The sequence below is a fragment of the Pseudomonas sp. S2_C11 genome (assembly GCF_054668395.1).
Window position 1 is genome coordinate 4721836 of sequence record NZ_CP162765.1, and the last position, 11780, is coordinate 4733615.

Below are 11780 nucleotides of genomic sequence, written 5' to 3' on the forward strand. Positions count from 1 at the left end.
TCCAGACCTTTTCAGGCCTGTCGAGCACCTCCGGTTTCAGCAAACGATGGTCAGCGGCAAACACTCCCCGCAGTGCTTCGGTCGCCATCAGCGGCTGCGGTAAAGTTGTCCGGCGCTGACCTCAAGCAACCAGACAGCGCTTTGATCCGGGGTCAGACCGAGCAGCGCCAGCTCCTTGCCCTGACCGATATCGGCCACAGCGACTTTGCCATCGACACACCACACAGTCAGGAACGCCTGACCTGCCCCATCTCGTAAACCGAAGACCGGGAACGGCAGCAACGCTGCGACCGTGGCCAGCGAGGGCAATGCGCTCAACCAATCGGGATTTCGCTGCAGCCAGCGCTGCCCAACGCCGGCGAACCGGAGAATCGAGGGTTTATCGGCCTGATCGAGCCATGCCTCATCGCTTCTGTGCGCAAGGGAAGGTACCCCGTACTGAAACACAATCACCTCGTCGATCGCTGCCGCTGCCGGCACGTCGACGATATCGACCTCGAACAGACGGCCGTCGTCCTTGGTGGCGATGAAGCGCTGATTTGTCTGAGTGACCTCCACCACATCGCGCTCGATCACCACATTCTGCCCATGACCGACACGGGGTTCGATGCCGCGGCTGATCGTCCGCTCCTGCTGGCTATAGAACAGCACCGCGTTGTTTTCAGGGCTGGACGGCATCAGCATCAACAAGTCTTCGGGCCAGGACAGGTCTTGCCTGGCCTGAATGCACTTGCCCGTCGTCTTGTTCAGCCAAGCCCTGTCGCGCAACTGCGACCCGGCATAGCCCTCGACAACAATGAACGGAGCACAAGACCAATCACTGCTGCTGGCGGCCATGTCTGACGAGACGCTCATGTCCGGGGCATCGGCTTGTCGAAGCGCTTCACGCGGCTCGAACCGATAGTCCTCGGCGGCAAAAGCGATCTGGCAAGCGGTCAGTTCTACATGCTGCCCGCTGATCCGGTACTCGACCGTGGTGGTGCCATGCAACGCTTCTGCCGTCAGCTTCTGCGCAATCCGCAGCGCTCCATCGGCTTGTTGTCGGCAGCCGATGATGGTCGAACCTGTACGCGGATTTTTCAGACGGTAGCGATGCTGGACAGTGCCGGTCAGCACATCGACCCGCCATACCGATGGATGATCGGGATGGTAGAACCACGCATGGCGGGCGTTGACGCCTGCCAGAACCACACCCTCGTTCACCTCCAGCGGCAGGTTACGCGCGAACAGCACCCGATCCCGCGCAGTGTCGTAATAGCCGGTAGTCACCACTGGCCGGTTCGGCGAATCGAACGGCACTCTGAAGTTACGCAACGGCAAATAGGCTGCGGTCAGTTGCCCGCTTGCGACCTGAGCGCGCAAATAGCGCTGCACCGGCGCCGGGATGCCACTGGCGGTCATGGTTGCGCTACGCAGTTGAGTCGCAGCGTTGTTTTCGTAGTCGAGGACAACGGCGATCAGATGCAGGCTGCGGCCCGTCCAGTCGATCCGGAACAACCCCTCAGCCAGCTCGATGACGCCGTAAAAACGATTCAACACGAGGCCATCGACCAGCATGTCAGGTGCGCTATCGATGCTGTCCCGTGGTTTTGCACGAAAGCTGACCTGCTCGACCCGTGCCCAGGACGCCTGCACCGTCCAGGTCACCTGTTCCCAGCCTTGGGCTTGCTCGAAATTCACCGCCAGCAGGCCCGGCACCAACCGAATTCGGTATTGCCCCTGCGGCGCGGTGATCCAGTAGGCAATCTTCTTGCGCCACTCTGGTGGCAGGTCCGGAACCACCAGTTGGCTGACCTCAGCGCTCAACTGCACCTTGATCGTCGTGGCCATGAATACCGGATGCAGCTTGTAGAGGATGTGTGGCGCAAATGGCGTACTGAACAGGTAAAACACCCGGTTACCGAGCGCGTCATATTCCAGCTGATGTGCCAGGCGGTCATGCAACCGCGGATAGCGGGTCGTGGAAAAAGGCACGGCCCCGACGCTGCCGAGTTGATATTCGTAGCCGTAGTAACAGATTGGCGAACAAGGCAGCACCACCATCCTGGGCAAAGTACCCCAGACGCTGCCGACAGCAGGACGTTGAAAGGCTCTGGGGATGTTGATCGCAGCATGCCGCCTGGCCGGATCATCGTCGTATTGCGGCAATTCCAGTGCACTGCCCTTCCAGGGGTAAAACTTCTGCCCTTCGAACGCCACCCTTCTGTTGTGCAGATCCAGCTCGGTAATCACTGCCAGTGCGGGGAACTGCAAGACCGCACCAACGCTTTCGTAAGACTGCTGATAAGCGTCGTGAATCTGCGAGAGGTGCTCGCCGATGGCCGCAGCCTTGTCCATGATCTGCCCGAGATTGCTGGCAATCGCGGTCACCCCGATACCGACGCCCAGTAGCGGCACGGACAGCGCTGCGGCGAACGCGCCCACCGTTCCGCCCGCCGCCAGGGCGACAATATCCAGACCCAGCGCCGCCGTATTGAACGCCAGGGACGTAGAGAATCGCGCTCGCTGCTCATGATTCTCTGCCTGCGTCAGGTTGTAGATGTCGAAACCGATATTGGCCACGGAAAATGCCACCCCGATACCCGTGGCGGCCTGCCCGGCCAGACGTGCGGAGAACGAGGTCTGCTGCAACGCCCGCTCGGCCACCGCTAAATGGCGCACCAACTGGATGACCTGCACCGAATCGCTGGCCACACCAAAGCCCAGCTGTGCATAACTGACGTACACCTGAAGTTGCAGGGCGACGGTCAGTGTCGGCGCTGTATCGCCAGCGCGGTACTCGCGCTGGCGCATTTCACTGATCAGCGTCTGGATCGCAAAGGCGAAACTGAGTCGGCTGCCACCGTCGTGATCAGCCGTCTGCCCGGGCCTGGCCGCACCGCCCTGCACGAGTCGTTCGACGTATTGCCTGATTTTCTGAAAGCGCGAATCCCGGGTGCTGACCGTCCGGGCATTTTGCGCATTGCGCAGATCCATCAGCGTAATGCTGTGGCCGCCGTCGGCGTTTTTGCTGTGGGTATCGAGCAACGGCACGTAATCACGCGCCAGGTTGTGCTCACGGCGCAAACGCTCGGTCGCCTGCTCGAACTCGCTGGTCCAGTAGCGTGCGTCCAGTTGCGCAAGGCTGGTGCCCAGCCGAGCGTTTTCCCCCAGAGATCGGGTACGGGCCAGCGCTTGCTTGTGCCAGATCGAGGCTCCCTGCGGATCGGCCAGTGCAACGTTGTGCAGAAAACTGTCCACACGCAGATCCGATGACAGCCTGCGTTCGGCGATCGCCGCAGTGTCCAGCTCAGTGACGGTGAACTGCGCCGTGGCCATCTCACCCAGACCATAAAGCTTCGCCAGCGCGTTATCGTCCGCGCTCAGATAACGCTCTACGCCACGTTGCAACTGCGCGCCATCGGCAAATCCGTAGAGGGCGAAGTTGGGATCGTAGAAGCGATAGGCCGCGTGCTCACCGGTTCGCACTTTCGCCAGCAGCAGGGCGTGGTCGCCAGTGTCGAGCAGCAGCACCGCAGGCGCCGCACTGGCGTCCAGCGCGGCGATGATGCTGTCCATGCGTTGCACGCCGCGAACGCTGCCGACCTCGCCGGTGGGCAAGGCGCGCAGTTCGTCCAGCGCACTGCGCAACGCCCGCGAGCCAAGTTCGTCCGGACTCGCGCTGGCGCTGGCGACATGCCCGACCAACGCCCGTTCCGCCGGCTCGCCGGCTGCCACTGCGGCGCCCATCAGCAGCGCCAGCGGATAACAGCGGCGCCCCGGGTCGCCCGCGTTGCGCTGCAACAGATCCTGCGGCAACTGCTTGACTGACACCGCGCCAGCCTTGAAAAAGACGTCACGCACTTGCCCGCTGCGCTGCAGGATCTGCGTGCGAAACTCCCGCTGCGCGCTGTGCTTGATCTGGCCGATACGTTCGCCCCACTGGCGCAGCGTCAGCGGCTCGGACATGGCTTGCACCTTGAGCTCGCGGGTCGTCGATGTGGCCGTCGGCAGCTCGCGTTCAAGTCCGTTTTCGAACGCCGCCGAGCGGCGCTGGCGCACGGCTTTTTCAATCGCATCGTAGCGCGCAAAAGTGCCGTCGCGGTCGGTGGCGATGGCCAGGTCGCGCACCTGTTGCCAGGTATCGGCGAACCCGACATCGTCCACGCTCGTTGCGCCGAAAATCCCCCCGAGCACGACTCGCATCGCGGGGCTCAGTTGTTCCAGCGGCAGCGTACCGTGGGCGATCCGGCTGAACAGTTCGTTGAGATGGCTGACCGATTCCGCACCATGGGAGGTCGGCACAACCACAGGTCCTTGCGCCAGCACTTGCTGACGGGCGTCGAAGTCGATGACCACGGCTTGAGCGAAATTGACCTCCCCGCTCAACTTGTCTCGCATCGCTCGAATGAACGGCTCGCCCAGATCATCCATCAAGCGTTGCAGCACTGAGGTCAACAGCACCGGTTTGCCCTCGACAACGGGCCAGCCGCGCTCGAAGGTCAGGCTTCGATCGCTGAGCAGGTTGGACAAGCGTCCGGCATAACGGGACTTGAGCTTCCCCTCGGCCCACCGGGCGTGTTCCTTCTCCAGCCAGTCTTTTTCCGTACCCCTGACGATCCAGCCGGAAATGGTTTCCTCTTCGGTATTGACGTTGTAGCCCTCGCGCAGACGCTGTTGCGCCAGCACCTGACGAGTGAAAAACGGATCGCAATTGGCTTCGATATATTCATGTAATCCGGCGAGTGCCGCGCCCGGGCCGGTGAGCGTTACCGTACCCGCCGCGTCATTGCGGATACCGTCCCGGTAATAGGTGACAACCGCTTTAAGCAATTGGTAGGCATAAGCTTCATTCCAGCTGGTGAAGTTCGACCTGACCAACATCTCTTCAATGACTGTCGCCGCGACCGTGGTCAGGGTTTCACCGTCGGCCCAACCGGATGCCGAGTTGGCCATGCGCTTTTCAACTTCAGCGAGCACGTCGTAATTGAGCCGAATGACTTGCATGATCGACATCGTCATGCCGCTGCCCGGCTGGGCGATGAAATGAGCATTCATTTCTTCATTGATTTGCAGCCCCATGCGAAAGCCGTTCTCCGCAGCCTCCACGACTTTTGGCGCTATGAACAGTTCAAGGACGTCGGGTTTGCTGCGAGCAAAATCCTCGAGAAGTTGTTTGTGTTGCTCTGGAAGACTGTCGGTCCTGTCGGGGTAATGCTGCGGATCGCGCCCCGGCATCAACTGCGGATTGTTGTTCAACAGAAGTTGCAGAACCGCGATTTTCTGCGTCTGGCTGTAATCGCTGATATCGACACCGCCCAACTTGTCGAGCAGCGGCGGCAGATAATCCATGTCGGTATAACGCCCGCCTTCACGAAGCTCGGCCTGCAAACGCACCACATCGCTCGCCGCAGCGAAATTGCCGCGCATCGACACTTCGCGGCGGTAGACGTCCGCCAACAAGTCATCGGCAAAGGCGTGAGTGACATCGCGCAATTGCAGATCCGGACCCACCATCGCCAGATGGCTGTCGAGGCAGCGCTGACGAAAAGCCTGCAGCGACGCGCGGTCCTTGCCATAAGCACGCACCATCAGATCGACGCGTGCTTCATCGGTCCGCCCCTTCCACCTCGGCTGGCTGAGGTAGTCGAACATCTGCTGTTTCAACACCCGTGCACGCTCTTCAATCATCGTCGCCAGTTGCCCGGCATGCTTGAGAGCTGCACCACCGGATGCCATCGCATCAGCCCTGGCGCTGTCGAGAATGATCCGGTTCATCTGGAAAGCCAGTAACGCATCGCTGTCGTACCAGAGATTGAAGCGGTAACCCTCCGCCGCCATCACCTGGCGCCAGATATTCATGTAATCGCGCTGATTGACCCCGACTTCGCTTCCGCCAACCCAGACGAAATGGATGACTTTCGGAACCGGCCGGGTCGGCCCCGACAACATTTCCACGGTCGTCGAAAGCCGTGACAGATAACGTTGCAGCCCTCGCGCAATGTCATCGACAGCCACCGGAACAGGGGTTTTATTGCGTTTCAACAACGCTGCAAGTTGCTCTTGAAACAGGCTTGCCAGGTTCAACAACGACACCGGGTCGGTCGTTTGACCGGCTTGCTGGTAATAGTCGTTCAGCGCTTGATATTGGGGGGTAGCAGAAAGCTCCCGCAATGCTTTTGAGAGTACGGAATACTCTTGCGCAGAAATGAATGCTCGCCCGAACGAGTAATCGTTTTTTAAAGCCATCACACACTCCTTGTTTACTTAATGGCCCATTGACGCGCGCACTCTTGCGCCGCTGCAGAGCGGTAAATTGATTTGAACGACACTCGACAAGTGCTATGAACACAGCACCCTAGTGGGCGAATACGCGCCACACAAATAACAAGGAATACAAAGCTTGTCCCCGGCAATATCTGATAACACCGGGAGCAGTTCGCTGTAACGGCAGCGTAATAATTATCGGACTGGCGCGCCCGTCGGCCATAAAAAATGGCCCTGCCCTGTGGGACATGACCATTGTTTATTGCTGGTGGAAAACAATTGAAACTTCAATCGGACTTACAACCGCTCAAACTTTCCAGTCGCTGAGAATTGCATGAGCGGAGGGTTTTTCAGGACAGCGGTTTTTCACCATACCAACGCGGCGTGTAAACCCACTCACCGCCTCCGGCACGGGCGAAGGTGCAGGTGGTCGAAGAACCGATCAGCACCATGGTGCGCATGTCCACCTGTTCCGGTGTCAATGCGCCCAGGGTCGTGGTGCGCAGCGTCTGCCCCGGCCGGCCGATGTCCCGACCGAGCACCACCGGTGTTTCAGGCGAGCGGTGCTGCGCAACAATCTCCAGTGCGCGGCCCAGTTGCCACGGGCGCGCCCGGGAAATCGGGTTGTAGAACGCCAGGGCCAGATCCGCTTCGGCGGCCAGATCCAGACGCTTTTCGATGATCGACCACGGCTTGAGGTTGTCCGACAGCGACATCACGCAGAAGTCGTGGCCCAGCGGCGCACCGGCCTGAGCCGCAGTGGCCAGCGAGGCGGAGACGCCGGGGAGGATTTCCAGATCAACGCTGTGCCACGCCGGATCGTCCGATTCGTGCAGGGCTTCGAGCACCGCAGCGGCCATGGCGAATACGCCCGGGTCGCCCGAGGAAACCACGATCACCGAGCGGCCTTCGGCGGCGAGCCTGAAGGCATGGCGGGCACGCTGCATTTCTTCACGATTGTCGGTGCAGTGCTGCACCTGATCGTCGCGGAACGGGCCGGCCATGCGCACGTAGGTTTCATAGCCCAGCACATCGGTGGCGCGGGCCAGTTCGGTTTTCACCGCTGGCACCATCAGTTCGGCGGCGCCGGGGCCAAGACCAATGACCGCGAGGCGACCACGCGGGCGGCCGATCTGCGCGACGTCCAGCGGTTGCTCGGCAATCGCGATCGCCAGATGTTCTGCGCTGATCACGGTCGCCGCTGGCACTGCCACGCGGGCCAACGTCTGAAGATCGCTTTGCGCCGCGACGAAGCGCAGTGGCACGCCCAACTCGAGCGCAGCTTCGCGCAAAGTCGATGCGGCCATTTCAGCGTCTGCTGCCACCAGACACGCCAGTGCCGGCACGGCGACACTGGCCTGTTGCAACGCAGCGCGAACGGCGTTCGGCAGATCCGCCACGTCAGCGCTCACTGCCACCGCCACACTGCGCGGGTAAATCAGCAATTCATCGGCGCTGGCCACCCGCTGCACACTGCTCACATGAATCGACCGCTGCGCCTGCGGATCCTGCGGCAACTGCGCCTGATCGAGCCATGGCGCCGCGCCTTCGATGCGCACGCTGTGCCCGGCGAGCAGGTCGGAAACGAAGCGTTTGCCCGATTCCAGATCCGCCAGTGCGTAGCCGCTTGGCGGATTGAGCAGGCAGGTACCAAAGCGCAATTCGCCGCTGGTGGTGATCGCCGGCGCCACTTGCAACGCCGCCGCGATGTCCCGGGCCATGACGTTGACCCCACCGAGTCCACCCAGCAATGGCACCACCGCGCTGCCGTCTTCGGCCACCGCCAGCACCGCTGGTTCGGCGCCTTTCTCCAGCAACAGCGGCGCCAAGGTGCGAATGACAATGCCGGCCGCGCACAGGGCAATGATCGGCGTGTCCTGTTGATACAACGCGCGCAGGGTCGCGCCGAATTCCTGATAGCTGCTGTCGGCGCCTTCAACCCGTCCGGCAAGGCCATGGATTTGCGCCGCCGGGTAGACCTGCTGAATGCGCCGCGCCGTCGCGAGGCTGCCCTGGCCGAGAATGACGATGGCGGGAGTCGCTTGGCTCATCAACCTTGCCACCGTTCGCCCGGGACGATGATCAGCGAGAAGTACGGCGAGGACATCGGCTCGACCTGATCCATCGGCACGATCTTCTGGTTGGCCATGGTCGCGCGCTCGACATACAACGCACGCTCGGCGAGGCCGAGTTCTTCCAGCACCTGACGGACCTTGGGAAAGTTGCGCCCCAGTTTCATGATCACCGCCGCATCGGCATCGGCCAGACGCCGTTTCAGTTCTTCGTGGGGCAGCACGCCGGAAAGCACCGACAGGCTCTGATTGCGATACACCAGCGGCGCGCCGAGCACCGAAGCGCCGCCGAGCATCGAGCACACGCCGGGCACCACTTCGGCCTCGTAACGGCTGGCGAGACGATCATGCAAATACATGTAGGAGCCGTAGAAGAACGGGTCGCCTTCGCAGATCACCGCTACGTCGCGGCCGGCGTCCAGATGCTCGGCGACCGCCACAGCGGCTTCGTCGTAGAAATCACTGATCACCTGCTCATACGACAGCGGCGCCGGCAACGCCTCGGTGGTCACCGGATAGACCAGCGGCAGCAGGTTCTGCGCCTCGACCAGATGCGCCTCGATGATCCCGAACGCATTGCCCTTCTTGCCCTTGGCCACGAAATACGCGACCACCGGCGATTCGCGCAGCAGGCGCAAGGCTTTGACAGTGATCAGTTCCGGATCACCGGGGCCGACACCGAGGCCGATCAGACGTCCTTTGGCCTGCATCATTCGATCTCCGTGGCGAGGGCATTGACGGCGGCCGCGGCCATGGCGCTGCCGCCCAGCCGACCCTGCATGATCACGAACGGCACGCCGCGACTGTCGGCGGCCAGCGCCGCTTTCGATTCGGCAGCGCCGACGAAGCCGACCGGGAAGCCAAGGATCAGTGCCGGTTTCGGCGCGCCGGCGTCGAGCATTTCCAGCAAGTAGAACAGCGCGGTCGGTGCGTTGCCGATCACCACCACACTGCCTTCGAGGTGCGGGCGCCACAGTTCCAGCGCGGCAGCCGAGCGGGTGTTGCCCAACTCGCGGGCGAGCTCCGGCACGCTGTCGTCGCGCAAAGTGCAGATCACTTGGTTATTGGCCGGCAGGCGCGTGCGGGTCACGCCTTCGGAGACCATCCGCGCGTCGCAGAGAATCGGCGCACCGGCCGCCAGTGCATCGCGCCCGGCCTTGCCCGCGCCCTCGGAGAATTGCAGACCGTCGATGGCCTCGACCATGCCGCAGGCGTGGATCACTCGCACCGCAAGTTTTTCCAGATCGGCGGGAATGCGCGCCAGATTGGCCTCGCGGCGAATGATCGCGAAGGAGTTGCGATAGATCTCCTGACCGTCGCGGATGTAATCAAGCATCAAGGGGGCTCCGGGAGCGGGCGTCGAGCAGGGTCGCGGCCGCTTCAATAGTAAGATTGCAGGCGTGCAGCGTGCCGAATCCGGGCTGTGCTGCATCGCGAAAATAGAGGTCGTAATGACCGGGGGCAACGGCCAGCAGCGTCGCTGGCGCGCAGTGGGCGGCGGCGCAGGAGCGCGAGCAACCCGACAGGTGCACGCTGAGGCCTGCGGGCAGCAGAGGTGCAAGTTGCCGGGCATCCTGTTTGGTGTCGGCAAGGCCTTTGCCGCAGCCATCGGCGCCGGTGCAGGCGATCAGGCGAGCCAGTGGCTCGGCCTCGGTCGTCAACAGGCCCAACGCCCGCAACTGCTCAAGCACGTTGTCGGTATCAGTGGCTTTCACGTTCGGCAGCAGCAGGCTCTGCCACGGCGTGAAGCGCAGACTGCCATCGCCAAATTGACGGGCCAGTTGTGCCGCGCCCCGCAGCATCGCCGGATCAAGTCGGCCCAGTGGCGGCACCGCGCCGACGTAGCAGCGACCTTGCGTGTTTTGCTGATGAGCGCCGATGTGCAGCGCGTCTGCCGACGTCGGGCGCTGCCAATTGCTGATCGCCTTGAGCGATACGCGCTCGCGCAACGACTCAAGGAACGCGAGCCTGGGCAACTCGTCGAGCAGATGGCGCATCCGTGTTTGCTCTGGCCGGGCCAGGTCGAGGAACAACTCCAGCGCGGCGACCACCAGTGCGTGAGCATTGTCCAGGCTCACAGCGCCGAGAGGGCGATCGGTCGGGCAACCGGCCAGACCGAATGCCCAGAGGATTTCGCCGTCACGCTCGAATGCCGACAGCCACAGATCATGCGGATGTTCGAGCATCACCAGGGCTTCGCCGCCATCGAGCTGCACGGCGAACTTGGCGCTCAACTCATGGAAGCGCGGATGACTTTGCAAGGTGTCGAGGATTTGCCCTGCGAGCGGGCGCGTGTCGAACAGCATCTGCCGATCGATGCCGGCAGCCGGGCTGAGCATCAGATTGCGCACATCGTCGCCGGCGGCGTGCTTCGGCCCAAGGCCGGCGGCCAGCAAACACTCGATCAGCGCTGCCGATTGCGCACCGATGCCGCGAATCTGCAGGTTGCCGCGATTGGTCGCTTCGATCGCTCCGCTCGCAAACGCTTCGGCGGCAGCGGCCACCGCATCGGCCTGATCGGCACTGATCGAACCGCCATCAAGCTTGATCCGGCAGATACCGCCGTCCAGTGCCTGGACGATACGCAGCAACCCCGGGCAGGCCGAGGGGCGTAAGGCAGTGGACATCGGGCGTTCGTTCAAGGGGCTGACCGGTTGTGTGGCAGAAGCGCTTCGCGGGCGAAGGCGCGGTATTATGCCTGCTTTGCCCACCGGTATGAAAAGTCTGCCCTCTGTCTCGACCGGTGGGGCAGGCAGGCTTCAGTTGTTGCCTCTGCCGCGCGCTCAGGTCAGGGCGATAATCTGCTTTTCGCGCCGCTCACCCAATAACGCAATAATCCTGGCTCTCGAGAAACAGTAATCATCGGCATCTATAAGAGCCTTGTAGCAATCAACAGCAAGGTTGCCCACTATCTGCTCGGCATTGAAGCGTTGCTCAAGCACATTGCCCGGAACAGGCTCTTTGACGGCAAACGAAATGACGACCATCGTAATCGTTGATTCCGCAGATACGCTGCCAAGCATGAAGCGAATCGACTTGCCCTCTTGCAGAATATTTCGCTGAAGCAACTCAAGGGCCGCACCGTTGCTCTCCAGTTGCGAGTTCAGATTGGCAATTACCTGTTGGTTAAAAACTGCCGGCGCCCAACCTTGCAAGAGTTCTTGTGCCAACTCCAGCAGAGTAAAAGTATCGGGCGTAGTGACCGGCGCGCTGATAACCGGATCGTCGAAAAACAAAGCACCGGTGACTTTCAAAGCCGTTTTATTGGCGTCATTCCATGCGTCGCATTCAACAGCATCGGGAACTTTATGCGAGGCGACCGTTTGTGAATAAAGCAGCGCATCGAGACTGTCGTCAATGTCAGATGCCGTCAGCTCTTTACTCACCAGCACTAATGCCCCTGCGCATACGAAAACCTTCGAAATCGCGAACATTTGCATCTCCCACAAAAAAACCAGAGGC

General features: G+C 61.6%; 6 protein-coding genes. All 6 read right to left on the reverse strand.

The window, feature by feature from the left end:
* Nucleotides 1-87 precede the first annotated feature (87 nt).
* The 6 genes from AB4N48_RS21365 to AB4N48_RS21390 all read right to left on the reverse strand — a co-directional run bounded on the left by AB4N48_RS21365 (nt 88) and on the right by AB4N48_RS21390 (nt 11752).
* Nucleotides 88-6228 (reverse strand): TcdA/TcdB pore-forming domain-containing protein, encoded by a 6141-nt coding sequence (locus tag AB4N48_RS21365; RefSeq protein WP_460094279.1) that lies wholly within the window; start codon nt 6226-6228, stop codon nt 88-90.
* Between the two features lie 368 nt (nt 6229-6596).
* Entirely contained in the window at nt 6597-8297 is a 1701-nt protein-coding gene (gene cobJ / locus AB4N48_RS21370; protein ID WP_460094280.1) for a precorrin-3B C(17)-methyltransferase, read from the reverse strand.
* Nucleotides 8297-9031 carry a precorrin-2 C(20)-methyltransferase gene (locus AB4N48_RS21375; RefSeq protein WP_370695113.1) on the reverse strand — a complete coding sequence of 245 codons (735 nt, stop codon included), beginning with the start codon at nt 9029-9031 and terminating at the stop codon, nt 8297-8299. Before AB4N48_RS21375 ends, cobJ begins: the two co-directional genes overlap by 1 nt.
* Nucleotides 9028-9654, reverse strand: coding sequence for a precorrin-8X methylmutase (locus tag AB4N48_RS21380; RefSeq protein ID WP_056787678.1), 627 nt, complete (start codon nt 9652-9654; stop codon nt 9028-9030). Before AB4N48_RS21380 ends, AB4N48_RS21375 begins: the two co-directional genes overlap by 4 nt.
* A complete protein-coding gene (gene cobG, locus AB4N48_RS21385) occupies nt 9647-10945 on the reverse strand; it encodes a precorrin-3B synthase (protein ID WP_457264497.1) in 1299 nt (432 codons plus the stop codon). Before cobG ends, AB4N48_RS21380 begins: the two co-directional genes overlap by 8 nt.
* Before the next feature lie 156 nt (nt 10946-11101).
* Nucleotides 11102-11752: a hypothetical protein gene (locus tag AB4N48_RS21390; RefSeq protein WP_457264499.1), complete on the reverse strand. Its 651-nt coding sequence runs from the start codon at nt 11750-11752 to the stop codon at nt 11102-11104.
* Nucleotides 11753-11780 lie beyond the last annotated feature (28 nt).